Raw genomic sequence first — 24,710 nt, forward strand, 5'->3', positions numbered from 1 at the left:
CGGGGCTTACGCCCGGCTGACCTCGACGGGCAGGTGGCGGACGCCGACGATGACGGCCGGATTCTGGAAGACGACGTCCTCGTAGGAGGGGACCGCCAGCACGGGGAACCGTTCGTGCAGCATGCGCAGGGCGATCCGCGCCTCCAGCCGGGCCAGCGGCGCGCCGAAGCAGAAGTGGATGCCGTGACCGAACGTCAGGTGGGGATTGGGCTGACGGGTCACGTCGAAGACGTCGGGCGCGTCGAAGGCGGCCGGGTCCCGGTTGGCGGCGCCGATGTGCGCCATGACCAGGCTGTCCGCCGGGAGTTCGTGGCCGCCCAGGACGACCGGCCGGGTGACGCGGCGCCCCAGTTCGGGGAAGGGGGGCAGCCAGCGCAGCACCTCCTCGACGGCCGGGGGCAGCAGGCCGGGGTCGGCGCGCAGCGCGGCGCCGGTGCCGGGACGCCGGTCGAAGGTGACGACGGCGTTGCCGAGCAGGGCGGTCGTGGTGATGTGCCCGGCGACCAGCAGGAGTGCCACGAACCCGACCGTCTCCTGGTCGGTGAGGCGGACGCCGTCCACCTCGGCGGCGATGAGCCGGCTGGTGAGGTCGTCGCCGGGGCGGGCGCGGCGGGCGCGGATGTGTTCCAGCACGTAGCCGTTCATCTCGCGCACCGTGGGGGCGACGGCCTCCAGCGCCCGTGCCAGGTCGGCCGTGTCGGGCGCGTCGCCGAGCTGGTCGCCGCTGAAGAGGACGGCGGCCCACTCCTGGAAGAGCCGGTGCTCCTCGGCCGGGATGCCGAGCAGTTCGGCGATGACGATGATGGGCAGCGGATAGGCCAGCGCGTCGACCAGGTCGAACCGGTCCCGGTCGGCCACGGCGTCCAGCAGGTCCGCGCACACGGCCTCGATGCGGGGGCCGAGGCCCTGCACGACCCGCGGGGTGAACGCCTGGCTCACCAGCGTGCGGAGCTTGCGGTGCTCGGGCGGGTCCATGCCGACGAAGTTGCCCTGGCGGAAGGTCTCGAAGTCGGACTGGGTGGGGGCCAGGGCGGAGAGGTCCGAGGAGTACGTCGCCGGGTCGGCGAGCACGGCGGCGACCGTCTCGCGGTCCAGGACCTGCCAGGAGCCCCGGCTCTCGTGGTAGCGCACCGGACCGGACGCGCACGGGCTCCGCCAGCGGCCGGGTAACTCCTCCGGCAGGAGCGAGTCACCCGTCAGTTCGTTGCCTATCACCATTTCTCCTCGGTACGGCGCGCGGGAAACGCAGGGATCGTGCGGGCGTGGGTGCCGCGGGGCGACTGCGGGCGGGGCAGGCCGCACAGGGCGTGGGTCACGGGCACGCCTGCGGCACCGTCGACGGAACGTCGGGGAGCGCGGAACGTGTGACCCGCGTGGCTTCGTCGTGCGCGGCGCTGCGGCCGGATGCCGTCAGCCTGCCGCCGGAGCGGTCCGGAGCGTCTCGACACGCCCGGGGAGGGGCGTGCCGGCGCCACGGCCGTCACTGCCCCGTGCCACTGGGCTCTGCGGCCCGTCGGACCAACTCATCGCGCATCCCCCTTGATGTCGCCTTCCCGCGCGACGACCGCGCGGGACCCTCCCGGCTCCTGAGCGACGGCGGGCCACCGACCCGACCGTGTGAAACGAGGCGAGAGAATACTCAGTACCGACCGGTACTGCCTCACGATTGGCACGATACGCACCCAGAATCGCCTTCGTTTCCATGGAACTCGGCCACAGTCTTCACGGCCTGTCACCCGAAGGCAACCCCATGAAATCGAACGGAGCGTGATTTGGCGGTGCTTTTGCGTCACCGCTTCGCCACTTCGACACGGGCGGTGCACCCACGTCGCCCGGGTCGGATCCCGCCTCGGCGCCCGCTCCGGCGATTCGCCGGCAAACCCGTGATTCTCGAAAAAGACGCCTGTCGCCCCCCCTCCGCCACACCGACCGGCCGGCCCGCCCCACCGCCCCGGAGTCCGCCGCGACGGCCGGCACCACCCCTGATCTGGAGGAATGTTTCGGCCAACGACAAGCGAGGACACATGGACACAACCGGAACACAACGTACCGGTCAGCGGGCCGATCGCCGACCGACGGGAACCGGCCGGCACGCGGTCCGTGCGGCCGACACGTCGTCTGGTCGGCGCCGGGCACCGGGATCGTTCCCCCTCGTCCGCCACCCCCGGCCGCCGGGCGTCGCAAATCAGCCATCCTGGCGCGTAGGAGCACATGAACCATGTCGGCTCGCGCCCCGATCACGCGGGCTTGAAGGAAGCGGATCCGGGTATGCGGGTGGGTTGGCTCGTCCCGGTCCGGGCGCGGCACGGGCGGGCCGCACGACGCGCGGGCGGGTGGTTCGCCGTGCGCGGGGCGCGTCCGCGAGGGAGCCTTGACCCGGGATGCGACGCGCGGCCGTACGAGGAGGTGGTCGGCGTGCCCGACGGGCCAGGACCCGGGCAGGCGCCGGGTGCCGCCGACACGGCGGACGGCCGGCCGCTGCTGTCGCTCGCGCTGACCGCGATGATGGAGCAGGTGCACGCCCACACGGGCGCGGTGTACCTGCTCCGGCCCGACGAGCCGGTGCTGGAGATGGTGGTGATGGCGGGCATGCCCCGGGCGTTCGCGGCGCCCTGGGAGCGGGTCGGGCTGAGCGCGCCGATCCCGGTCGCGGACGCGGTCCGCGAACGGCGCCTGGTCTGGGTGGGCGGCGAGGAGGAGATGGCGCGCCGCTACCCGCGCGTCTCCGTGGTGCTGCCCTACCCGTTCGCACTGGCCGCGGTACCGGTGGCGACGGGACGGGCCGTGTACGGCGCCGTCTTCGTCACCTGGCCCGGCGGGCACCCGCCGGAGCTGTCCGACGGGGAGCGCGAACGTCTGACGGCGGCCTGCGGCCGGCTGGCGCAGCGCCTGGAGCTGGTGGCCAGGGAGAACCGGCGGCTCGGTCCGGAGACCGATCTGGTCGCGACGCCCTGGGCCGGGGTGTCGGGGACGCTGGAGTCGCTCGAGGCGGCCCGGATGGTGGCCCGGCTGCCGTACGGGCTGGTGTCGCTCGACCTGCTCGGGCGGGTCTCCTTCGTCAGCCCGGCCGCCGCCGACCTGCTCGGCCGGCCCGCCCGGGAGCTGCTCGGCACCCTGCCGTGGGTGTCGGTGCCGTGGCTGCGCGACCCGGTGTACGAGGACCGCTACCGGGCCGCCCTGCTGAGCCAGCAGGCCACGTCGTTCGTGGCGCTGCGTCGGCCGGGCGACCCGCTGTCCTTCCGGCTGTATCCGAGCACGACCGGGCTGAGCATCCGCGTCAGCCGGGCCCCGGCGGTGGCGGACACGGCGGTGGCGGACACGGCGCGCGCGGCACCGCGGGCGGGCCCGGGGCCGTCGCGGCTGGTCACCATCTCCCAGGTGCTGAGCCTGGCCGGGGCGCTGACCGAGGCCGTGGGGGTGCAGGACGTCGTCCAGCTGGTCGCCGACGAGGTCGCCCCGGCGGTCGGCAGCCGGGCACTGGTGATCCTCGGCACCCGGGGCGGGCGGCTGCACGTCCTGGGACACCGCGGGTATCGGGACCCGCGCGTGGTGGAGCGGCTGGACGGCCTGCCGCTGGGCGAGCGCACCCCGGGCACCCAGGTCCTGACCACCGGAGTACCGGCGTTCCTCGACTCGCGCGAGCAACTGGAACGGCTGTATCCGGGCCGGCCCGCGGCCCCGGACGGATTCGCCGCCTGGGCCTACCTGCCACTGATCTCCTCCGGGCGGCCGGTCGGCACGTGTGTGCTGGCGTACGCCGCCCCCCGCGTCTTCCCCGCCGACGAGCGGGTGGTCCTGACCAGTCTCGGCGGGCTGATCGCGCAGGCGCTGGAGCGGGCCCAGCTGTACGACGCCAAGCACCGGCTCGCGCACGGACTGCAGGAGGCGCTGCTGCCGCACTCGCTGGCGCCGCTGCCCGGCGTCGAGGCGGCCGCCCGCTATCTGCCGGCCACCCACGGCATGGAGATCGGCGGCGACTTCTACGACCTGGTGCCGGCCCGGCCGCTGCCGGCGGCGGTGATCGGGGACGTGCAGGGGCACAACGTGACGGCGGCGGCCCTGATGGGGCAGATCCGCACCGGGGTCCGGGCCTACACCACGGTGGGGCAGGCGCCCCACGAGGTGATGAGCAGCGCCAACCGGCTGCTGATCGACCTCGGCAGCGAGCTGTTCGCCAGCTGTCTGTACCTGCGGCTGGACGCGGCGCGGGGGCGGGCCGTGATGGCGCGCGCGGGGCACCCGCCGCCGCTGCTGCGCCACCCGGACGGACGGGTGCGGGTGCTCGACCTGGCCGGGGGGCCGCTGCTGGGCATCGACGCGGCGGCCTCGTACCCGACGACCGAGGTGGCACTGGCCCCCGGTTCCGTGCTCGCCCTCTACACGGACGGCCTGGTCGAGTCGCCGGGCGTCGACATCGAGGACGCCCTGGTCGGGGTGGGTGGGCTCCTCTCCGAAGCGGGCGAGGAGCCGCTGGAGAACCTGGCCGACGCGCTCGTCCGCCACGGCGCGGCGGGTGGGGAGCGGATCGACGACGTGGCGGTCCTGCTGCTGAGGGTCCGGAACCCCGCCTGAGGCCCACGCCCGCCGCGCCCGCCCGCTTTTCCGGCGGTCCCGGTCCGGCCCTCCCGCCGGAGGGCCGGACCGCTCGCGGCCGGCCGGTGCCGGACCGTGCGGACGGCTCAGCGGGTCCCGGTGAGGGACGACCCGCCGACGGCCCCCGTGCCGTAGGGGTCACCGCCCGCCCGGTCGTCCCCGGCACCCGCCCGGTCGTCCCTGGCGCCGGTGGGGTCGTCCGCTCCGGCCGTGTCGCCCGCGCCGGCGCCGAGGGTGGCGCCGGTGGCCCGGAGGGCGGTGGTGACCGGCTGGAAGAAGGTCTCGCCGCCGCTGGTGCAGTCACCGCTGCCGCCCGAGGTCAGGCCGACCGCGCCGCCGTCCGCGGTGAACAGGGGGCCGCCGCTGTCGCCCGGCTCGGCGCAGACGTCGGTCCGGATCAGACCGGTGACGGTGTCGACGCCACCGGGGTCGGTCTCGCTCTGGAAGTTGACGGTGGCGTCGAGGCCGGTCACCTGCCCGTCGTGCAGGCCGGTGGTGGAGCCCATCCGGAACACGCTCCCACCGACGGTGGCGTCCTCGGCCCGGGTGATGGGCACGGTCCGGCCGTCGCCGGTGTCGACCTCGCCGGGCGCCCGGGTGGCGGGGTCGTCGTACTTGACGAGCGAGAAGTCGCCCCCGCCGGGGAAGGTGGCCCGGTCGACCGTGGCGACGGGCTGCCCGGCCTGGGAGTCGGACCACTCCTTGGCGGCGACTCCGCAGTGACCGGCCGTCAGGAAGGCGGGACCGCCGTCGGCGGCGGTGACGTTGAAACCGAGGGAGCAGCGGACGGTGCCGCCCTGCACCCGGGAGAAGACGGCGTCGCCGCCGGAGGCGAGGGTCTTGAAGGTGCCCGCGGACTTCTTGAGGGTCGCCGTGCCGGGCCCGAGGCCGCGCACGGTCGACCGCAGCCGGTCCCAGCGGGCGCCGGTGACGGTGGAGTCGGCGGTGACCACGAGCCGGTCGGTGCGCGGGTCGACGGCCCAGGCCGTGCCCGCCATGGTCGCCCGGGTCCGCAGGGTGCGGGCGGCGGACCGGAGTTCGGCGGCGCTGTTGTCGACCCGGCGGACGACCGCGCCGGTCCTCCTCACCCGCGCGACGGTGTCCTCGTCCGCGCCGGCCACGTTGACGACCAACCGCCGTCCGCCACCGTCGTAGTAGGAGCCGGCGAGGGTGTCGCCGAGCGTTCGCCGCAGTCGTGCGGCGAGGTCCGAGGCGTCCGCGGCCCGCAGCGTCCTCGCGGTGACGGTGGCGCCCGCGACCCCGTCCTGCGAGGCGTTGGCGTGGGGCAGCAGCAGGGCGGCGGCTCCGAGCGCCGCGACACCGCCGGCCGCCAGCGCGGCCTTCCGCCTGGGCATTCGCTTGTGACTCAACCTTCTCGACCTCCTGGGGGACGGGGACCTGCCGCTGTCGGGCGGTCGACCGGGGCGCCTGGACGGCTGTGGGTACGGCGGGCCGGGCCGGTGCGTTCAATTCCGCTTCCCGGCCCCCCGCCGGCGGAGGGCCGGGCCGGCCCCTGTTCCGGATGCACCGGGTGAGCGGGCGGTGACCTTCCGTTCCGAACACGTACCGGAATCCCCGCTTCAGGAAATCTGCACAGCGCGCACCCAAGCGGGTCACCGCCGTCAGCGGTCCTGCACATCCGTGCGCCCCCCGGCACACCTTTGGCGTGGAGTGCCGGATTCACCTCCCGGGGGGCAAGGACACGGGGCCGCCGATGCCGCGCGGCGTGTGAAGGAGTGGCCGACATGTCGTGCGGACGCCTGCACGGAAGGACCCCCACGAAGGAGAAGTGCCCTGGTGAGAGGCCTGGTTGAGTGGAAGCACGGCCCGCGTGCGTGCTTTGATCCATCGCACCGCGGGGGTCCTGCGGGTCTCCGTCCCACGGATGCCCGGCGCCCGCGGCCGCGGCCGTCCGTCTGTACCCCAGAGGGGGCCGCTCCCCCCATGTGAACCATCCGTACGAAGGGAAGTCCCCCCATGAACTCCACCTCCCGGGTCGAGACCGCCGAGATCTCGGACGCCGAGCTGGACAACGTCTCCGGCGGTCTGTCCGTGAACGCCCTGGCCACCGTCACCGGCGCCGTGAACGGTGTCGTCCCGGTCGCCGGTCTGGTGGACACGGCCGTCGGCACCGTCGAGGGTGCCACCGGCCTGAGCGTCCAGCCGGTCACCAACCTGGTCGCCGGTCTCTGACCGCACCTCGGTGTCCCCCGTGTCCCGGAGCCGCCCCGGCTCCGGGACACCCGGGTGCCCGGGCACGTCGTGACGTCGTCTCTCCTCGGGTGAGGGAAGTTCCGTGCAGTTCCGCCAACAGGCCCTCGCCAAGCTGCAGTCACCGGAGGAACTGGACCTCCCGGTGCGGCTGGCGCGCCCGCAGGGCCGGCTCGCGCTGGGCGTCACCGTCGTCGTCATGGCGGCGGCCTCCGTGTGGGCGGTGACCGGTTCGGTCGCCTCCACCGTCGGCGCGCAGGCCGTCCTCACCCACGCACAGGGCAGTTACCCGCTGCAGAGCCCGGTGACCGGCCAGGTGACCGCCGTCCTCGCCCGGCAGGGCGAGCGCCTGCCCGCGAACGCCCCCGTCCTCAGGGTCCGTACGGACCGGGGCGACGCGGTGGTCCGGACGGTCGCCGCGGGACGGGTCACCGCGCTCGCCGCCGCCCTCGGGCAGATCGTGCGCACCGGCACCACCGTGGCCTCCGTCGAGAAGGTCGCCCACGCCTCGGACCCGCTGTACGCGACGGTCTACGTCCCCGCCGAGAACGCCGCCGCCATCCCCGCGCACGCCCCCGTCGACCTCACCGTGGCGTCGGTGCCGGCACAGCGGTACGGCGTGCTGCGCGGGCACGTGAAGGCGGTGGACCGCAGCGCGCAGTCCGCCCAGTCGATCTCCGCGTTCCTCGGTGACGGCCAGCTCGGCGAGCAGTTCACCCGGAACGGGCGCCCGGTGGCCGTCCTGGTGTCGCTGGACAGGTCGGCGTCCACGCGCAGCGGTTACCGCTGGTCGTCCGCCGGCGGACCGCCCTACCGGCTCGACTCCATGACCCTGGCCGAGGCCTCGATCCGGCTGGCCGACCAGCGTCCCGTCGACTGGCTGCTCCCGTGAGCGCCGTCCGGCAGGGCCGCGGCCGCAGGCGGGCCGCCCCGTCCCGGCGTCCGGTCCCCCGTCCCCGCACCGGCACCGTCCGCACCCCGACCGTGCTCCAGATGGAGGCCGTCGAGTGCGGCGCCGCCGCCCTCGCCATGGTCCTCGGCCACTACGGCCGGCACGTCCCACTGGAGGAACTGCGCATCGCCTGCGGGGTGTCCCGGGACGGCTCGCGGGCCGGCAACCTGCTGAAGGCGGCCCGCGGTTACGGGCTGACCGCCAAGGGCATGCAGATGGACCTGGCCGCGCTCGCCGGGGTGCGGGCACCGGCCATCCTGTTCTGGGAGTTCAACCACTACGTCGTCTTCGACGGCATGGGCCGCCGCTTCGGCCGCCGCGGGGTGTACGTCAACGACCCCGCCAAGGGCCGCCGGTTCGTCCCCATGGAGGAGTTCGACGGCAGCTTCACCGGGGTCGTCCTGGTGCTGGAGCCCGGCGAGGACTTCACCCGGGGGGGCCGCAGGCCGGGCGTGCTCGACGCGGTGCCGGCCCGGCTGCGCGGCACCGCGGGCACCCTGCCGGCGGCGGTGCTGGCCAGCCTGCTGCTGGTGGCGGTCGGTGCGGCCGTGCCCGCGCTCAGCCGCACCTACATCGACATGTTCCTCATCGGCGGGCAGACCTCCCTGCTGGGCGTGCTGTTCACCTCGATGGCCGCCTGCGTGCTGCTCACGCTGGTGCTGACCTGGCTCCAGCAGGCCAACCTGCTGCACGGCCGGATCGTCTCCTCCACGCTGTCCAGCGCCCGTTTCCTGCGCCACCTGCTGCGGCTGCCGGTGACGTTCTTCGCCCAGCGCTCCCCGGCCGACCTGGTGCAGCGCCTGCAGTCCAACGACCAGGTCGCCGAGACGCTGGCCCGCGACCTCGCGTCGGCGGGCGTGGACGCCGTCGTGGTCGTGCTGTACGCGGTGCTGCTGTACACCTACGACCCGCAGCTGACGTTCGTCGGCATCGGCGTGGCCCTGCTGAACGTGGTGGCGATGCGGCTGGTCGTACGGCTGCGGGCGGCCCGGACGGCGAAACTGCGCGCGGACACCGCGCGGCTCACCAACACCGCGTACACCGGCCTGCAGCTGATCGAGACGCTGAAGGCGACCGGCGGCGAGGACGGCTACTTCCGCAAGTGGGCCGGGCAGCACGCCACCACGCTGGAGGAACAGCAGCGGCTCGGCGTGCCGAGCGCGTGGCTCGGCGTGGTCGCCCCGACACTCGCCACCTTCAACAGCGCGCTGATCCTGTGGATCGGCGGTCTGCGGGCGGTCGAGGGGCACCTCTCGGTCGGTCTGCTGGTCGCGTTCCAGGCGCTGGTCACGCGCTTCACCGCGCCGCTGACCCGGCTGAACGGCGTGGCGGGCCGCATCCAGGACTTCGCGGCCGACGTGGCCCGGCTGAAGGACGTGGAGGACTTCCGGGCCGATCCGCTGCACGCCCGCCCCGGTGCCGGTGACTCCACGCGCCGGCTGCACGGGCACGTCGAGCTGGAGAACGTCAGCTTCGGGTACAGCCCGCTGGACCGTCCGCTGCTGACCGGCTTCGACCTGAGCGTCGGCCCGGGACGGCAGGTGGCGCTGGTCGGCGGCTCGGGCAGCGGCAAGTCGACGGTGTCCCGGCTGATCTCGGGCCTGTACGCGCCGTGGGACGGGGTGATCCGCATCGACGGCCGCCGGCTGGAGGACATCCCGCGCGGCGCGCTCGCGGCCTCCGTCTCCTTCGTGGACCAGGACGTGTTCCTCTTCGAGGGCTCGGTCCGCGACAACGTGGCCCTGTGGGACCCCTCGGTCCCGGACGAGGCCGTGGTGGAGGCGCTGCGGGACGCGGCCCTGTACGACGTGGTGATGCGCAGGCCCGGCGGCATCCACAGCAGGGTTGAGCAGGACGGCCGCAACTTCTCCGGCGGGCAGCGCCAGCGCCTGGAGATCGCGCGGGCGCTGGTGCGCGGGCCCAGCGTCCTGGTGCTGGACGAGGTGACCAGCGCGCTGGACGCGGAGACCGAGCTGGTCGTGATGGACAACCTGCGCCGGCGCGGCTGCGCCTGCGTGGTGATCGCGCACCGGCTGAGCACGGTCCGCGACAGCGACGAGATCGTCGTGCTCCAGCAGGGCACGGTCGTCGAGCGCGGGCGGCACGAGGAACTGGTGGCGCGCGGCGGCGCGTACGCCGCGCTGGTCAGGGAGCGCTGAGATGACGTCCGTGCACGGAGGCGACCCCGTCCTCGACGCCCTCGGCTCGCTGGGCACGCCGATCGACTGCGCCGGTCCCGGCCGGCTGGACCTGGCCGGTCCCCAGGTGCTGTGGCTGGTCGCGGCCGGTGCCCTGGACCTGTTCGCGGTGGACGCGGACCAGCAGGGCCACTGGCACCCCCTGGGCCGGCTGGAGGCGGGCGCGCTGCTGCTCGGCCCGGTCTCGGGCCCCCGGCACACCCTCGTGGCGCGTCCGGTGCGCGACTGCGTGGTGCGCCGCGTCGCCCTGCGCGAGCTGTACCGGACGGAGCCCGCCCCGGCGTGGCCGTCCGACGGGTACGGCGGTCCCCGGTGCGTCCCACCGGCCCCGGACCCGCTCGAACACGCCCTGGCCCTGGGCGTGGGCCGCGGCCTGTCCGTCCTGTTCCAGGCGCCGGCGGCCGAGGAGCGGGCCGCGGCGCCCGCCGACGACGACGTGTTCTGGATGCAGGTGCCGCCCGGCAGCGTGCGGTACGGCTCCCTGTACGGCGCGGAGGCCGCCGCCGACCTGCTGGTGGACCCCGTGCTGTGGCAGAGCATGGTCGATCAGCAGTACCGGCTGCTGACCGTGCTGGACCGGTGGATCGAGCAGCTCGAACGCGCCCACGAGATGCGCACGGCGGCCGGGATCGAGGCCGGTGAGGCGGTGCGCGCCCAGGCCGACCGGACCCTGCTGGCGTCCATCGGCAAGCGCTCGGCGGGCCGTCCGACGGCCGCCGACACCGACGCCGGCCACGCCGCCTGCAGGCTGGTGGCCGAGGCGGCCGGGATCACCCTCGCCGAGCCCGTGGGCGCCGGCGCCGGGAGCGAGCGGCTGGACCCGGTCGAGCGGGTGGCCCTGGCGTCCCGGGTGCGGACCCGGGCCGTGCGCCTGGACGGGCACTGGTGGCGGGAGAACGTGGGCCCGCTGGTCGGTCACCGGGCGCTGTCGGGGGCACCGGTCGCGCTGCTGTGGCGGCGCGGCGGCTACGTGGCCGTGCACCCGGTGACGGGACGCCAGACCCCGGTCGGGAAGGCGAACGCGACGGAGTTCGAGCCGCGCGCGGTGATGTTCTACCGGCCGCTGCCCGAGCGGCGGCCCACACCACTCGGCCTGCTGCGGTTCAGTCTGCGCGGCACGCGCGGCGACCTGCTGAACCTGCTGCTCGCCGGGCTGGTGACGGTGGCCATCGGCGCGCTGGTGCCCGTCGCCACGGGCAAGGTGCTCGGCGAGTACGTGCCGAGGGCCCAGGAGGGCCCGATCGCCCGGGTGTGCCTGGCGGTCATGGTCAGCGGGGTCGTCTCGGCCGTGTTCACCCTGCTGGAGAACCTGACCGTCCTGCGCCTGGAGGGCCGTGTCGAGGCGGCGCTGCAGCCGGCGGTCTGGGACCGGCTGCTCAGGCTGCCGGCCCGGTTCTTCACCGGACGCTCGACCGGTGAACTGGCGAGTGCCGCCATGGGGATCAGCGCGATCCGGCGGCTGCTGGCGGGCGTCGGCCCGGTGGTCGTGCAGTCGGTGACGGTCGGCACCGTGAACCTCGCCCTGCTGTTCTGGTACAGCGTGCCGATGGCCGCGGCGGCGCTCGGCATGCTCGTCGTCATCGGTGTCGTCTTCCTCGGGCTCGGACTGTGGCAGGTGCGCTGGCAGCGCCGCCTGGTGGTGCTCGGCAACAAGCTGAACAACCAGGCCTTCCAGACCCTGCGCGGCCTGCCCAAGCTGCGGGTGGCGGCGGCGGAGAACTACGCCTACGCGGCCTGGGCGCGGCAGTTCGCGCGCAGCCGGGAGCTGCAGCGCAAGGTGGGCCGCATCAGGAACCTCACCTCGGTGCTGGGCGCGGTCTACCTGCCCGCCTGCACCCTGCTGATGTTCATGCTGCTGGCCGGTCCGGCGAAGGGCGCGATGCCGGCGGCGGCGTTCCTCACCTTCAGCACGTCGGTGACGATGGTGCTGACCTCCGTCACCCAGCTCACCGGTGCCTTCGTCTCCGCGGTGGCCGCGCTGCCGCTCTTCGAGGAGATCAGGCCGGTCCTGGACGCCACGCCCGAGGTGCGCACGGCGAGCACCCGGCCGGGGCCGCTGTCCGGCGCGGTGGAGGCCCGCCGGCTGTCCTTCCGGTACGCCGACGACGGCCCGCTGGTGCTGGACGACGTGTCCTTCGCCGTCCGTCCCGGCGAGTTCGTGGCGATCGTCGGCCCCAGCGGCTGCGGCAAGTCCACCCTGCTCAGGCTGCTCATCGGCTTCGACAGGCCGGTCTCGGGCAGCGTCCTGTACGACGGCCAGGACCTGGCGGCCCTCGACCGGTCGGCGGTGCGCCGCCAGTGCGGTGTCGTCCTCCAGCACGCGCAGCCGTTCACCGGTTCCGTCCTGGACGTCATCTGCGGCTCGGAGCCGTACACGCCCGAGGAGGCGATGGCCGCCGCCGAACTGGCGGGACTCGCCGAGGACATCCGGCGGATGCCGATGGGCCTGCACACGATCGTCGCCGGCAACGGCGCGATCTCCGGCGGGCAGCGGCAGCGCCTGATGATCGCCCAGGCACTGATCCGGCGCCCGCGCATCCTGTTCCTCGACGAGGCGACCAGCGCCCTGGACAACGAGACCCAGCGCACGGTCATCGAGAGCACCCGCAAGCTCAACGCCACCCGCGTCGTGATCGCCCACCGCCTGTCGACGGTGCTCGACGCGGACCGGGTCGTCGTCATGGAGGACGGCAGGATCGTCCAGCAGGGCCCGCCCGCCGACCTGCTCGCCGACACCGGCGGCCGGCTGCACGAGCTGGTGCGCCGGCAGCTCGCGTAGGCCCACCCCGCCGGTGACCGGCCCCGGCCCCTGGCGGGCCGGGGCCGGTCACCGCCGGTGCGTCCACGACCGCCGACTGCGCGCTCCCCCGGGCCGGGCCGCCCCGTGAGCGAAACTTTGCCGTTTCGCTAGGAGTGCTCTAGGCTCGATGTGTACGAAACGGTTTCGTTTACGCGCTCTTTGCACGCGATCAGCGAACGACTTCCCTGGAGTGGTTCCCCCATGCCCCACAAGACCCTGGCCGACGGCTCCCCCGCGGGAACCCTGCAGACGGCCCCCGCCGAAGCCCCGCCCAGGCGGTGGTGGGTCCTCGCGGTCATCGCCACGGCCCAGCTGATGGTGGTCCTCGACGCCACGATCGTGAACATCGCCCTGCCCTCCGCCCAGGCCGACCTCGGCTTCTCCGACGGCAACCGGCAGTGGATCGTCACCGCCTACGCGCTGGCCTTCGCCTCGCTGCTGCTGCTCGGCGGCCGCATAGCCGACCTGTTCGGCCGCAAGCCCGCCTTCCTCGCCGGCGTCGTCGGCTTCGCCGCGGCCTCCGCGCTCGGCGGTGCCGCCAACGGCTTCACCATGCTGGTCACCGCGCGTGCCCTGCAGGGCGCCTTCGGCGCGCTGCTCGCGCCCGCCGCGCTGTCGCTGCTCAACACGACGTTCACCGACGCCAGGGAACGGGCCCGCGCCTTCAGCGTGTACGGCGCCATCGCCGGCGCCGGCGGCGCGGTCGGCCTGCTGCTCGGCGGTGTGCTGACCGACGCGTTCGACTGGCGCTGGACCCTGTACGTCAACGTGGCCATCGCGGTCCTCGCCTTCACCGGCGGCTGGGTGCTGCTGGGCAGCCACCGCGACGCGGCCGGCGCCAAGCTGGACGTGCCCGGCACGGTGCTGGTCGCCGCCGGCCTGTTCTCCGTGGTGTACGGCTTCTCCAACGCCGAGACGCACGACTGGGACTCGCCGCTGACCTGGGGCTTCCTGATCGCGGGCGGTCTGCTGCTGACGGCCTTCGCCTGGTGGCAGACCCGGGCGGCGCACCCGCTGCTGCCGCTGCGCATCCTGCTCGACCGCGACCGCGCCGCCTCGTTCCTCGCGGTGCTCATCTCCGGCGCGGGCATGTTCGGCGTGTTCCTCTTCCTGACCTACTACCTCCAGCTCAACCTCGGCTTCAGCCCCACCAGGACGGGTGCGGCCTTCCTGCCGATGGTCGGCGCGCTGATGGTGACCGCGCAGCTCGGCACCACCGTCCTGCTGCCCCGGATCGGCCCGAAGGCGGTCATCCCGCTGGGCTTCGCGATCGCCGCGGTGGGCATGGCCTGGCTGACCGGCATCGACGTCGGCTCGCACTACGTCAGCGCGGTGCTGCCGCAGCTCGTCGTGACCGGTGTCGGCCTCGGCCTGGTCATGCCGCCCGCCATGCAGCTGGCCACCGGCGGGGTCGCGGCCGAGGACGCGGGCGTCGCCTCCGCCACCGTCAATGCGATGCAGCAGGTGGGCGGCTCGATCGGCACCGCCCTGCTGAACACCCTGGCCGCGAGCGCCGCCACCGACTACCTGGCCGGCCGCGACGCCACCAGCAGGCTCGTCCGGGCCCGGGCGACGATCGAGAGCTACACGACCGCCTTCTGGTGGTCGGCCGGCTTCTTCGCCGCGGGCGCGGTCATCGCCTTCCTGCTCCACCGGCGCGGAGCGCCGACGCAGGACGCCGGGGCCGCACCGGTCGTCCACATGTGAGGCCACGGGCGGGAGCCGCCGCGGCCGGCGCGTGATCACCGTGCCGGTTCCGCGGGGCCGCCGAGCCGAGCCGTCCGGTCCCGGGGGCCGCCGTCAGCAGGGAGACGGCGGCCCCTTCCCGTCGTACCCGCGGCGGGGACGCTTGAGGACGCGCGGGCGGGTAACCCGCTGTGGATCACGGCCCCAGCGACGGAAGGAGACGGCGTGTCCGGCGAGAACGACCACCGGGAACGGCCCGAGACGGCCCTGGAGGAGGTCCTCCAGGAGGCCGAGGAGGCCCAGAAGCGCAACGTCGACGGCGACGGTGACGACGAGCGGGACGGGGGCGAGGCCGCCGACGCCATCACCCCCAACGTCCGGGCGCAGGAGGAGTCGCGGGGGAACTGACGGCCGCGGCCGGCTGGCCCGGGCGAGCGCCGCGCACCGGCGCCACCGGTCCGCCGCGGAGCGCGGCGGACGAGCGCCCACCACTGTTTCCGGGGCGCGCGGGTACTAGAGGTCCATGAACCACCACCTGCGAGGACCCGAGCTGCCCCCGGCGCGCGGACCGCTGTCCGCCGCCGTCGCCGCGTACCTGCGCGGCACCGGCCCGCTGCCCGGCCCCGACGGGGCCGGGGACGCCGACCCCTACGGCGACGACCTGCAGCTCGCCCTGTACCTGTGCTACGAGCTGCACTACCGCGGCTTCGCGGGGGTTTCTCCGGAACACGAGTGGGACCCCGGGCTGCTGCGGGTGCGCGCCGCGCTGGAGGGGCGTTTCCTGTCCGCTCTGCGCGCCGACACACCCGGGCACGACAGCCTCGACGACGCGCTCGCCGGCCTCCTGTCCGAGCCGGTCGAGGGTGCGGGCGTCTCGCACTTCCTGCGCGACGAGGGCGAGCTGTGGCAGCTGCGCGAGTACGCGGCCCAGCGCTCCCTGTACCACCTGAAGGAGGCCGACCCGCACGCCTGGGTGCTGCCCCGGCTGTGGGGCCGGGCGAAGGCCGCCATGGCGGCGGTGGAGTTCGACGAGTTCGGCGGCGGCCGGGCCGAGCGGATGCACGCGCGCCTGTTCGCCGACCTGATGACGGACCTGGGCCTGGACACCGCCTACGGCCGGTACCTGGACGCGGCCTGCGCCGAAATGCTCGCCGTGGTCAACCTGATGTCCCTGTTCGGACTGCACCGGGCGCTGCGCGGCGCGCTCGTGGGCCACTTCGCGGACGTCGAGATCACCTCGTCCCCCGGCTCGCGCCGGCTGGCCGAGGCCATGCGCCGCACCGGCGCGGGGCCGGCCGCGGAGTTCTTCTACGACGAGCACGTGGAGGCCGACGCGGTGCACGAGCAGGTGGTCCGGCACGAGGTGATCGCCGGTCTGCTCGCCGAGGAACCGGAGCTGTCGGCGGACGTCGCCTTCGGGATCGACGCGACCGAGTACCTGGAGGACCGGCTCGCGCGGCGGCTGCTCGGCGAGTGGCGCGCGAGCCGGTCGTCGCTCCGTGTGCCGCTCGTCCCCGAAACGGCCCATACATACTGATCGCCGGGGTACTCGGGCCACGTGATCGCTATGGTGCTCCCGGGCGTGTACGCCCCACAGGACGACACGGCCCTGCTGGCCGAGGCTCTGCAGGAGGAGGCGCCCCTGCCCGGCGTGCGGGTGCTGGACGTGGGCACCGGCAGCGGCGCCCTGGCGTTGGAAGCGGCCCGGCACGGTGCCGAGGTGACCGCGGTGGACGTGTCCCGGCGGGCGGTGTGGACGGCGCGGCTGAACGCGTGGCTCACCCGGCTGCCGGTGCGGATCCGGCGCGGCAACCTCTTCGGCCCGGTCCGGGACCGGACCTACGATCTGATCCTCGCCAATCCGCCCTACGTGCCGGCGCCCGACGCCGGACGGCCGCGCGGCCGGTCCCGGGCCTGGGACGCGGGCCACGACGGGCGACTGGTACTGGACCGGATCTGCCGGGACGCCCCCGGACTGCTGCGGCCCGGCGGTGTGCTGCTGGTCGTGCACTCGGCGCTGAGCGGTCCCGAGCGCACGCTGGAAATGCTGCGGGCGGCCGGCCTGAAGGCCACGGTGGTCCGGCGCCGCTGGATCGCCTTCGGCCCGGTGATGCGCTCGCGGGAGGGCTGGCTGCGCCGTCGCGGCCTGCTCTCGGCGGCCGACGAGAAGGAAGAACTGGTGGTCATCCGTGCCGAACGACCCTGCTGAGCAGGCCGCCGAGCGGCCTCGCCGGATCCGGATGCAGCGGCAGGGGCCGCTGCTCGTGGACGGCCCGGTGGAGGTGGAACTGGAGGACGGGAGCACGGTCTCCTCGGACCGGTTCCGCGTCGCCCTGTGCACCTGCCGGCGCAGCCGCCGCTACCCGTGGTGCGACACGAGCCACCGGCCGCGGATCTGAGAAACCGGCCGTTTTTCGCCGCTCTCCGGACGGCCCCCCACGGGCCTGTCCGGAGAGCGGCTGTGCACCGGGGCCGGCGGATGGCCCCACTCCGCCCGCCGATCCCGGCTGCGGGACCGCGGGGTTCCCCGCCCGAGGGGCCGCACTCCCCAGTTGCGGACCTGATCCGGCGTGGACGGGGACCCCGGTGCGATCCCGGTCCCTAGAACGCGAAGACGCTGCTGTCCAGCGCGTCCTTCGCGCAGCTGTTGCCGAAGGTCCGCTCGTACGAGACGCGCTCGCCCCGCCAGACGCCCTCGACGGTGACGACGACGGGGTCGTAGAGCCTGGTGCACCGTACGTCGGTGCGGCCCGTCAGGGCGTCGAGGTCGCCGCCCACGTCGCGCAGCTCGGCGCAGGCCCGGGCCGGGGCCGGGTGGGTGCCGGAGGCGGTGGGAGCGCAGGAGAGGGTGACGGCGCGCTCCGGGACGACCGTGGCGGCGGTGTCGCCGTGGCCCGTGGCGAGGACCAGCGCCGAGGGGGCGTAGAGCGACGGCGCGGCGTCCGGCGCGGCGACGGAGGCCCCGGTCAGGGGTCCGCAGACGGCGGCGGCCGTGAGGCCGAGGGTCATTGCCCAGCGCGCGGTGTTCCGCATTGTGTGCATCCTTCCGCTCGAACGGATCGGGTGCCGGCTCCGGTCCGGTGGGACCGGGAGCGGCGAGCGCCACTCTGCCGAGTCCGCCGTGGAAACACACATCGAACCCATAGGTTTCGGTAACCTTGTGTGTTCAATCAGTGGCGTGAAGTTACGGAAATCGAACAACTCGGCCCCGTGACTGCGCGGTCCTTGATCATGGCAAGCGGTCACATGGCCGAAAGACGCCGCCTCGTCAATCGGCCTGAAACATTCCGGTACCGGCGCGCGCCGACGTCTCCACGATCCGTCCACGCCTTCTCGCGTTCATCCCCGCGTCCGGTCCCGGAGCGCGGTCGGGGGACCGCCGTGGTCGCCGGTACCACCGGTCAGTATCGTCTGGCTCCGGCGCGTACCTCGGCGGCGAGAGGCGGGAGCGGCGGATGGCCGGACACTGGGGCGACTTCCAGTACGAGATCTACCTGAACGGGATGACGGGCGCCGTGCCCCGGCTCCCCACCGACCTGACGCGCCTGGAGGAGCTGGCCGAGCACCGGCTCGGACCGGGCCCGGTGGGCTACGTGGCGGGCGGCGCGGGCGACGGCAGCACCGCCCGGGCCAACCGGGCGGCGCTGGCCCGGCGCCGGATCGTGCCGCGCATGCTGCGGGACGTGGCCGAGCGCGACGTGTCGGTGGAGGTGCTGGGCCGCACGCTGCCGGCACCGCTCGCCCTCGCTCCCGTGGGCGTGCTGTCGATCGTGCATCCGGACGCCGAGCCGGCCGCGGCCCGGGCCGCGGCGGCACAGGGCGTGCCGTACGTCCTGTCCTCGGCGTCCAGCACGCCGATGGAACAGGTCGCCGAGACCATGGGGGACGCCGAGCGGTGGTTCCAGCTGTACTGGGGCAAGGACCGCGAGGTGACGCGGAGCTTCCTGATACGGGCCCGGGCCTCGGGCTTCTCCGTACTGGTCGTCACCCTGGACACCCCGCTGCTGTCCTGGCGGCCGCGCGACCTGGACCAGGCGTACCTGCCCTTCCTGCACGGGGTGGGCACCGCCAACTACTTCACCGACCCGGCCTTCCGGGCGGGCCTCGCCAAGCCCGTGCACGAGGACCCGAACGCGGCGGTGCTGCACTTCCTCGGCCTGTTCGGGGACGCCGGCCACACCTGGCCCGACCTGGGCTTCCTGCGGGAGAACTGGGACGGGCCGATCGTCGTCAAGGGCGTGCTGCACCCGGACGACGCCCGGCTCGCCGCGGAGGCGGGCATGGACGGGGTGGTGGTCTCCAACCACGGCGGCCGGCAGGTGGCGGGTTCCGTCGCCGCGGCCGACGCGCTGCCCCGGGTCGCGGACGCGGCCGGCGACCGGCTCACGGTGCTGTTCGACAGCGGGGTGCGCACCGGCGACGACGTGTTCAAGGCGCTCGCCCTCGGCGCGCGGGCGGTGCTGCTGGGCCGGCCGTACGTCTACGGCCTCGCCCTGGACGGGCAGGCCGGGGTCGAGCACGTCGTCCGCAGCGTCCTCGGGGAGTTCGACCTCACGCTCGCCCTGTCCGGGCACCGCACCCCGGCCACCGTCACGGCGGCCGACCTCGTCGAGTCGCCCGTGTGAGGCCACGGTCCGCCGGTGCCGCTCCCACCCCGGCGGCCGGCGGCCCCGGCGGTCTCCCCCGCCCGCCGGGACGGATCAGATCTGCCAGGAGCGGAGCCGGTCGGCCGCGCCGTACACGTCGGCCTTGCCGGCCATCAGGTCCCGGGCCAGGTCGACGAGCGCACCGTAGGGCGGATCGATGCCCACGCCGCTGACGAACATGTAGGCGACGGCGGTCGCGCAGGCGAAGCGGGCGTTGGCCGCGGGCAGCGGCTTGAGCAGGGCGAGGGTGTGCAGCAGGGCGGCGGCCCGCCAGGCCGGGTCGGAGTCCACGCCGAGCCGGGGCGGGTCGACGCGGTGCCGGGCGACGGCGGCGACCAGCGCGGAGAAGTCGTCCACCGTGGGCTGGTCGGGCAGGACCTCCTCGTGGCGCTGCAGCAGCCAGGGGACGTCGATGTGGATGACGGAGGGCATCATTCAGGCGGCCTCGCCCCGGGCGGGGGACTCGTCGTCGGGGAACGCGGCCGCGAACTCCTCGGCGTGGGTGGTGAAGAAACTCCGGAAGGCCTCCGCGCCCTCCTGCAGCGCCCGGTGCCGGGCGATGTCCGCGGCGGCGGCCTCGCGCACCAGGGCCTTCATCGACGTACCGCGCTCCTTGGCGATCTGCCGCAGGTCCTCTAGTTCGCGTTCGCTGAACTCCACGTTGAGAGCTGGCATGCTCCTCACGGTACCGCGCGGGTACTCCACCGTAAATAGCCGCAGGTCAAGCGCTTCCACCTCCGGTACCTCAGGAGGTACGGGCGGCTCGTCGCGGCACGCTCCCGCGGTCCGCGCCGGGCGGCCCCGTCCCGGGCCGGCGCCGACACCCCCGAACGCGCCGCTTTCATTCCGTCACACAGCCCTGCACAACCTGTCTCATTTCAGGCATGCACACACCTTCACGGCGTACTCTCCTCCGTGCCCCGACCGCGGTCGCCGCGGCGGGGCTCCTCGCTTCCTGCACCGGCACCGGCACCCGGTCCCGCTCCGGCGCCCGGGGCGGCGGGACGGGCGAGGGCGGCTTCGTTCCCCCCGGCCCCAGGGGATATGTCGACCCGTCGGGGCCGCAGGTCCGGGCCGCCGAGCGCAGGCGCGGCTCCGGCCCGGTCCGCATGATCAGGTTCACCGCGGCCGAGACCACCGTGGACCTGGGCGGGCGGAGCGTGCGGACCTGGACGTACCACGAGACGCTGCCCGGCCCGCTGGTGCGCGTCACCGCCGGCGACGTCCTCAGCCTCACCCTCGCCAACCGCCTGCCGGCCACCACCACGCTCCACTCCCACGGCGTGCGCCTGCGCTGCGACATGGACGGCGCCCCCGGTCTGACCCAGAACGCCGTTCCCCCCGGGTCCGACTTCACCTACCGCTTCACGGTCCCGCACCCGGGCACCTACCTGCTCCACTCGCACGTCGGGCTCCAGCCGGACCGGGGTCTGTACGCCCCGCTGATCGTGGACGACCCCAAGGAGCCGCTCTCCTACGACAAGGAGTGGATCATCGTCCTGGACGACTGGCTCGACGGCGTGCAGGGCTCCACCCCCGATCAGGTGCTCACGCAGCTCCTGCCGGACGCCGGCGCGTCGACGGCGGCCGCGTCGGCGGGGAGCATGGCGATGGGCCCCGGACCCGGCCGTCCGGCTCCCGGCGGGAACGCGAGCCCGCACGCGTCGCCCCCGCACCGGCCGACCGGCCCGTCCCGCGTGCTGCACCGGTCGTACAGCCGCGCGCTCGGCGGTGACGCCGGCAACGTCGCCTACCCCCACTACCTGGCCAACGGCCGGCTGCCCGGCAACCCGTCGGTGTTCCGCTGCCGTCCCGGCGAGCGGATCCGGCTGCGCATCATCAACGCCGGCTCCGACACCGCCTTCCGCGTCGCGCTCGGCGGCCACGCCATGACCGTCACGCACACCGACGGCTATCCCGTGGCGCACAAGGACACCGACGCCCTGCTCCTCGGCATGGCGGAGCGGTACGACGTCCTCGTCACCGCCGGGGACGGCGTCTTCCCCTTCGTCGCCCTGGCCGAGGGCAAGAAGGGGCAGGCCCTCGCCGTGCTGCGCACCGACAGGGGCAGGACCCCGCCCCCGGCCGGCGTCCGCCCGGGCGAACTCGACGGGCGGACCGTCCCCGCCCACCGCCTCGCACCGGACGACTCCGTGGCCCTCGACCACCGCGAGCCCGACCGCGAGCTGCGCCTGCGGATCACCGGCACGATGCGGAAGTACGACTGGGGCTTCGACCACCAGCCGTACTCCGCGAACCGGCGGCACCCGGTCCGCGAGGGCGAGCGGGTACGGCTCACCCTCATCAACGCCACCGACATGTGGCACCCCATGCACCTGCACGGCCACACCTTCGCCCTCACGGGCATCGACGCCGCCGGCGCGCGCAAGGACACCGCGGCGGTCCTGCCCCACCGCAAACTGGTCGTCGACTTCGACGCCGACAACCCCGGCCTGTGGATGCTCCACTGCCACAACCAGTACCACTCGGAGACCGGCATGATGACCGTCCTCGGCTACCGCGCGTGACGGGCGCGGCCTCACGCGAACGGCCCGGGCCGCGTCACCGCGGCGCCCGGCCCGTCCCCCCGCCCCGGGCGTCGAGACGGCTGATCCGCACCCCTCCCCGGGGTTCGCCCGGGTGCGCGCCGGTCGGCGGGAGCCGGGTGCGGGGCCGCGCAGCGGGTCGAGGGGGCACCGGCCGACCGCAGTCGTGGTCTGCGCCCGCGCGCGACGCACTGCGCTGGAGCGCGAGTGGTGCCACCTGTTCACTGTGGGTGTGCGCTTGGGAGCGGCGACGATGAGCCGGGTCCATCCGTTCGACGACGCGGCGACGGCCCGGGCTGTCATCGACGACGACGGAACGCTGGTGGAGTGGAACGAGGACGCGCGGCGCCTGCTCGGCCACCCCGCCGAGACCGTCGTGGGACGTCCCGCCGTCCGGCTGCTGGCCGGGGACGGCGGGACACCGGTGCCGTCCCGCGCGCGCTGGGAGGGCACCGTCGAGCTGCGCCACCGGGACGGCCGTGCCGTTCCCGTCCGGCTGATCGCCCACCGCCGGCCGCCCGCCGCCGGCCGCGGCGGTGACTGGCTCGTGGTCACCCCGCCGACCGGCACCCGGCTCCCCGCGGTCGGCGACCCGCTGGCGGCGGCCGGCCCCGTCCAGTCGCCCTGCGCCGTCGCCGTCTACGACCACGAGCTGCGGCTGCGCCGGATGAACGGCGCCATGGCCGCGATCACCGGCCTGCCCGAGGACCGGGTGCGGGGCCTGCGGATCTCCGAGATCAACGGCGGGCCGCAGGGCGAGGAGCTGGAGCGGAGCACGACGCGGCCACGCTGATCTGCGAGGTGTCCGACACCAGCCACACCGCCCCGCACCTCAGGCGGGCCAAGACCTTCGACGAGGGCGGCCGGGGCCTGCTGCTGGTCGCCCAGCTCACCCAGCGCTGGGGCAGCCGGCACACCTCGGAGGGCAAGACGATCTGGGCCGAGCTGGGGCTGCTGGAGGAAGACCGGTAGGCGCGGGCCGCCGGGGCGGTCAGTCCGCCCTCAGCCAGGGCCGCACCTGCTTGCGGGCCTCGTGCAGGCGGGACTTGAGGGTGCCGAGGGGGATGCCGGCCCGCTCGGCGGCCTCGGCGTAGTCGAGCTGGCAGATGTCCCGGTAGACCAGGGGCGCCACCAGGTGCGGGCGCTCGCGCTCCAGCCGCTCCAGCGCCTCCAGCAGGTCGACCCGGGAGCCGGCGATGACGCTGGTGGTGCGCGGATCGGCGGGCTCGGCGGGCTCGACGGCCACGGGCTGCTCGGCGGCCCGCCGCCTCAGCTCGCGGTACTTCTGCCGGCAGCAGTTGGCGACGACCGTGTACAGCCAGGTGCTGAAGCGGCTGCGGCCCTCGAAGGCGGTGATGTGCCGGGCCACTTGGAGCAGCACGTCCTGCGCGGCCTCCTCGGCGTCCTCCCGGCAGGGCAGGAAGCGCCCGCAGCGCAGCACGGCCTCGGGCCACAGTTCGGCCAGCAGCCGGTCCAGGGCCGCCCGGTCGCCGGCGGCGGCACGCCGGGCGAGTTCTTCGGCCGTCGCCTCGTCCCGCACGTCAAGGCCCCCTCGGAGTCGATCTCAGGGCAGGCATGATAGTCGTATGCACTCCCCGGAGCGGATCGGCCGCTACCGCGTCCAACGGCGTCTGGGCACCGGCGCCTTCGCCACGGTGTGGCTCGCCCACGACGAGGAACTGCAGGCCCCGGTCGCGGTGAAGGTCCTCGCCGAGAACTGGGCGCACCGGCTCGACGTCCGGGAGCGGTTCCTGTCCGAGGCCCGGCTGCTGCGCCGGGCCGGCTCCAGCCGGGTGGTGCAGGTCCACGACATCGGTGAGCTCGCCGACGGCCGGCCGTACTTCGTGATGGAGTACGCCGACGGCGGCACCCTGGCCGATCTGCTGACGGCCGGTTCACTGCCGGTGGCGCGGGCGCTGGCGCTGACGGCGCTGGCCGCGCGGGGCGCCGCCGCGCTGCACGAGGCGGGCATCGTGCACCGCGACATCAAGCCGACCAACGTGCTGCTGCACACCGCCCCGGACGGCGAGCGGCGGGTGCTGCTGGCCGACCTGGGGCTGGCCAAGAGCCTCGCGCAGGCCTCGGCACTGACCCTGGCGGCGGGCTCGGCCGGTTACCAGCCGCCGGAGCAGGCAGAGCCCGGTGCGGGCATCGACGCGCGCGCCGACGTCTACAGCCTGGGCGCGGTCGGCTACGAGCTGGTCACCGGGACCGTGCCGGGGCCGCCGGGGAAGGCGGTGCCGCCCGGCCGGCTGAGGCCGGGACTCGACGCGGACGTGGAGCGGGCGCTGCTGCGCGCCCTGGAGCCGGACCGGGAGCGGCGCTGGCCCGGCGCGCAGGCCTTCGCGCAGGAGCTGGAGCGGCTGGCGGCGGGTCCGCCCGCCCGGCGGGGCGGACGGGCCGGCACCGTCCGGGGCCGGGCCGCCGCCGCGCTGTGGCTGGCCGCGGCGCTCGCCGCCGCGGTGGCCGCCGGCGCCGTCACCCCGGCGCTGCACCGGCAGGGCGGCGGTGCCGGGGGCACGCGGGTGACGGACTCCACCGGGCGGGTGGTGGTCGAGGTGCCGGCCGGCTGGGGCCGTGAGCTGCGGGACGCGGGTTGGGACCCGCGCGCGCTCGGGCTGGCGGCGGGACACGAACCCGGGTTGGTGGTCGCCGACCACCTGGCCGGGTGGTCCGACCTGAGGGCTCCGGTGAACGGGGTGTTCGTCGGGGTCGGCGGGCACGGCGACGTCACCGCCCGGGTGTCCGCCCTCACCCACCCGGGCTGCCACTACACCGGCAGCCGCGCCTTCACGGGTGCGGGCTGGCGCGGCAGGGTGCGCAGCTGGAGCGGCTGCCCGGACGGCGGCTCGGTCACCGAGACCGCGCTGCGCCCCGCGCACGGCGCCGGCCGGCCCCAGGTGTACGTGCAGGTGCGGGAGCAGGGCGCGGACGCGACCGACGGCATACTCCGCTCCCTGCGGGTCACCTGAACGGGCGGAACGGGGCACCCGGGGCCCACGGCGGGGTGCGGAACCCCGGGCGTGCCGAACTTTTCCGCCGCCCCGCGCATCGGAGTGGGTGGCGGCGCATCCGGCG

The 24,710-nt window shown here is 74.8% G+C and carries 21 protein-coding genes; 15 read left to right on the forward strand and 6 right to left on the reverse strand.

All coding sequences use genetic code 11. The annotated features are described in order from the left end of the window. Positions 1-6 precede the first annotated feature (6 nt). Positions 7-1,218 (reverse strand): cytochrome P450, encoded by a 1,212-nt coding sequence (locus tag QQY24_RS03450; protein WP_301971179.1) that lies wholly within the window; start codon positions 1,216-1,218, stop codon positions 7-9. Positions 1,219-2,415: 1,197 nt separating this feature from the next. On the opposite strand from QQY24_RS03450, the gene QQY24_RS03455 reads away from it, so the two are divergent. After that, positions 2,416-4,572 carry a SpoIIE family protein phosphatase gene (locus QQY24_RS03455; RefSeq protein ID WP_301971180.1) on the forward strand — a complete coding sequence of 719 codons (2,157 nt, stop codon included), beginning with the start codon at positions 2,416-2,418 and terminating at the stop codon, positions 4,570-4,572. Between the two features lie 107 nt (positions 4,573-4,679). Here QQY24_RS03455 and QQY24_RS03460 read toward each other — a convergent pair whose 3' ends face one another. Further along, positions 4,680-5,963, reverse strand: coding sequence for a S1 family peptidase (locus tag QQY24_RS03460; RefSeq protein ID WP_301971181.1), 1,284 nt, complete (start codon positions 5,961-5,963; stop codon positions 4,680-4,682). Between the two features lie 607 nt (positions 5,964-6,570). Here QQY24_RS03460 and QQY24_RS03465 point away from each other — a divergent pair. The 9 genes from QQY24_RS03465 to QQY24_RS03505 all read left to right on the forward strand — a co-directional run bounded on the left by QQY24_RS03465 (position 6,571) and on the right by QQY24_RS03505 (position 16,839). Beyond that, complete coding sequence (locus QQY24_RS03465; RefSeq protein WP_301971182.1) at positions 6,571-6,786, forward strand: type A2 lantipeptide; 216 nt, start codon at positions 6,571-6,573, stop codon at positions 6,784-6,786. Positions 6,787-6,889: 103 nt separating this feature from the next. Further along, entirely contained in the window at positions 6,890-7,696 is an 807-nt protein-coding gene (locus QQY24_RS03470; protein ID WP_301971183.1) for an HlyD family efflux transporter periplasmic adaptor subunit, read from the forward strand. Continuing rightward, positions 7,693-9,915 carry an NHLP family bacteriocin export ABC transporter peptidase/permease/ATPase subunit gene (locus tag QQY24_RS03475; protein WP_301971184.1) on the forward strand — a complete coding sequence of 741 codons (2,223 nt, stop codon included), beginning with the start codon at positions 7,693-7,695 and terminating at the stop codon, positions 9,913-9,915. Before QQY24_RS03470 ends, QQY24_RS03475 begins: the two co-directional genes overlap by 4 nt. 1 nt (position 9,916) lies before the next feature. Next, a complete protein-coding gene (locus tag QQY24_RS03480; RefSeq protein ID WP_301971185.1) occupies positions 9,917-12,733 on the forward strand; it encodes an NHLP bacteriocin export ABC transporter permease/ATPase subunit in 2,817 nt (938 codons plus the stop codon). A gap of 222 nt (positions 12,734-12,955) precedes the next feature. Beyond that, positions 12,956-14,461: an MFS transporter gene (locus QQY24_RS03485; RefSeq protein WP_301971186.1), complete on the forward strand. Its 1,506-nt coding sequence runs from the start codon at positions 12,956-12,958 to the stop codon at positions 14,459-14,461. 204 nt (positions 14,462-14,665) lie between these two features. After that, positions 14,666-14,848 carry a hypothetical protein gene (locus tag QQY24_RS03490; protein WP_301971187.1) on the forward strand — a complete coding sequence of 61 codons (183 nt, stop codon included), beginning with the start codon at positions 14,666-14,668 and terminating at the stop codon, positions 14,846-14,848. Between the two features lie 115 nt (positions 14,849-14,963). After that, positions 14,964-15,977: an iron-containing redox enzyme family protein gene (locus QQY24_RS03495; RefSeq protein WP_301971188.1), complete on the forward strand. Its 1,014-nt coding sequence runs from the start codon at positions 14,964-14,966 to the stop codon at positions 15,975-15,977. Positions 15,978-16,007: 30 nt separating this feature from the next. Continuing rightward, positions 16,008-16,649 carry a HemK2/MTQ2 family protein methyltransferase gene (locus QQY24_RS03500; protein ID WP_301976126.1) on the forward strand — a complete coding sequence of 214 codons (642 nt, stop codon included), beginning with the start codon at positions 16,008-16,010 and terminating at the stop codon, positions 16,647-16,649. Further along, on the forward strand, positions 16,630-16,839 hold the full coding sequence (locus QQY24_RS03505; RefSeq protein ID WP_301971189.1) for a CDGSH iron-sulfur domain-containing protein: 210 nt from the start codon (positions 16,630-16,632) through the stop codon (positions 16,837-16,839). Before QQY24_RS03500 ends, QQY24_RS03505 begins: the two co-directional genes overlap by 20 nt. A gap of 202 nt (positions 16,840-17,041) precedes the next feature. On the opposite strand, the gene QQY24_RS03510 is transcribed toward QQY24_RS03505, so the two are convergent. Then, positions 17,042-17,473: a subtilase-type protease inhibitor gene (locus QQY24_RS03510; protein ID WP_301971190.1), complete on the reverse strand. Its 432-nt coding sequence runs from the start codon at positions 17,471-17,473 to the stop codon at positions 17,042-17,044. 422 nt (positions 17,474-17,895) lie between these two features. Between QQY24_RS03510 and QQY24_RS03515 the strand changes: the two genes are divergently transcribed. After that, positions 17,896-19,065, forward strand: a complete 1,170-nt coding sequence (locus QQY24_RS03515; RefSeq protein WP_301971191.1) for a lactate 2-monooxygenase — start codon at positions 17,896-17,898, stop codon at positions 19,063-19,065. Between the two features lie 75 nt (positions 19,066-19,140). Here the strand turns inward: QQY24_RS03515 and QQY24_RS03520 are convergent, their stop codons facing one another. Continuing rightward, on the reverse strand, positions 19,141-19,518 hold the full coding sequence (locus tag QQY24_RS03520; protein WP_301976127.1) for a toxin Doc: 378 nt from the start codon (positions 19,516-19,518) through the stop codon (positions 19,141-19,143). Positions 19,519-19,521: 3 nt separating this feature from the next. Next, complete coding sequence (locus QQY24_RS03525) at positions 19,522-19,761, reverse strand: hypothetical protein (protein WP_301971192.1); 240 nt, start codon at positions 19,759-19,761, stop codon at positions 19,522-19,524. Between the two features lie 209 nt (positions 19,762-19,970). Between QQY24_RS03525 and QQY24_RS03530 the strand changes: the two genes are divergently transcribed. The 3 genes from QQY24_RS03530 to QQY24_RS03540 all read left to right on the forward strand — a co-directional run bounded on the left by QQY24_RS03530 (position 19,971) and on the right by QQY24_RS03540 (position 22,604). After that, complete coding sequence (locus tag QQY24_RS03530; protein WP_301971193.1) at positions 19,971-21,614, forward strand: multicopper oxidase family protein; 1,644 nt, start codon at positions 19,971-19,973, stop codon at positions 21,612-21,614. Positions 21,615-21,885: 271 nt separating this feature from the next. After that, positions 21,886-22,425, forward strand: coding sequence for a PAS domain-containing protein (locus QQY24_RS03535; protein WP_367657974.1), 540 nt, complete (start codon positions 21,886-21,888; stop codon positions 22,423-22,425). An 8-nt stretch (positions 22,426-22,433) separates the two neighbouring features. Next, positions 22,434-22,604 (forward strand): ATP-binding protein, encoded by a 171-nt coding sequence (locus QQY24_RS03540; RefSeq protein WP_301971194.1) that lies wholly within the window; start codon positions 22,434-22,436, stop codon positions 22,602-22,604. A 19-nt stretch (positions 22,605-22,623) separates the two neighbouring features. On the opposite strand, the gene QQY24_RS03545 is transcribed toward QQY24_RS03540, so the two are convergent. Next, entirely contained in the window at positions 22,624-23,172 is a 549-nt protein-coding gene (locus QQY24_RS03545; protein ID WP_301971195.1) for an RNA polymerase sigma factor, read from the reverse strand. A gap of 46 nt (positions 23,173-23,218) precedes the next feature. Here QQY24_RS03545 and QQY24_RS03550 point away from each other — a divergent pair, with 46 nt between their 5' ends. Continuing rightward, complete coding sequence (locus tag QQY24_RS03550; RefSeq protein ID WP_301971196.1) at positions 23,219-24,604, forward strand: serine/threonine-protein kinase; 1,386 nt, start codon at positions 23,219-23,221, stop codon at positions 24,602-24,604. The last annotated feature ends 106 nt before the right edge of the window (positions 24,605-24,710 follow it).

Origin of the sequence: Streptomyces sp. TG1A-8 (assembly GCF_030499535.1) — a bacterium.
In the GTDB taxonomy this organism is placed as follows: Bacteria; Actinomycetota; Actinomycetes; order Streptomycetales; family Streptomycetaceae; genus Streptomyces.

Excerpts from the sequence above, each read along its gene's own strand:
- QQY24_RS03450 (WP_301971179.1), bottom strand. The coding sequence starts at position 1,218 with ATGGTGATAGGCAACGAACTGACGGGTGACTCGCTCCTGCCGGAGGAG.
- QQY24_RS03465 (WP_301971182.1), top strand. The coding sequence starts at position 6,571 with ATGAACTCCACCTCCCGGGTCGAGACCGCCGAGATCTCGGACGCCGAG.
- QQY24_RS03480 (WP_301971185.1), top strand. The coding sequence starts at position 9,917 with ATGACGTCCGTGCACGGAGGCGACCCCGTCCTCGACGCCCTCGGCTCG.
- QQY24_RS03485 (WP_301971186.1), top strand. The coding sequence starts at position 12,956 with ATGCCCCACAAGACCCTGGCCGACGGCTCCCCCGCGGGAACCCTGCAG.
- QQY24_RS03495 (WP_301971188.1), top strand. The coding sequence starts at position 14,964 with ATGAACCACCACCTGCGAGGACCCGAGCTGCCCCCGGCGCGCGGACCG.
- QQY24_RS03500 (WP_301976126.1), top strand. The coding sequence starts at position 16,008 with ATGGTGCTCCCGGGCGTGTACGCCCCACAGGACGACACGGCCCTGCTG.
- QQY24_RS03510 (WP_301971190.1), bottom strand. The coding sequence starts at position 17,473 with ATGCGGAACACCGCGCGCTGGGCAATGACCCTCGGCCTCACGGCCGCC.
- QQY24_RS03515 (WP_301971191.1), top strand. The coding sequence starts at position 17,896 with ATGGCCGGACACTGGGGCGACTTCCAGTACGAGATCTACCTGAACGGG.
- QQY24_RS03520 (WP_301976127.1), bottom strand. The coding sequence starts at position 19,518 with ATGCCCTCCGTCATCCACATCGACGTCCCCTGGCTGCTGCAGCGCCAC.
- QQY24_RS03525 (WP_301971192.1), bottom strand. The coding sequence starts at position 19,761 with ATGCCAGCTCTCAACGTGGAGTTCAGCGAACGCGAACTAGAGGACCTG.
- QQY24_RS03530 (WP_301971193.1), top strand. The coding sequence starts at position 19,971 with ATGCACACACCTTCACGGCGTACTCTCCTCCGTGCCCCGACCGCGGTC.
- QQY24_RS03535 (WP_367657974.1), top strand. The coding sequence starts at position 21,886 with ATGAGCCGGGTCCATCCGTTCGACGACGCGGCGACGGCCCGGGCTGTC.
- QQY24_RS03550 (WP_301971196.1), top strand. The coding sequence starts at position 23,219 with ATGCACTCCCCGGAGCGGATCGGCCGCTACCGCGTCCAACGGCGTCTG.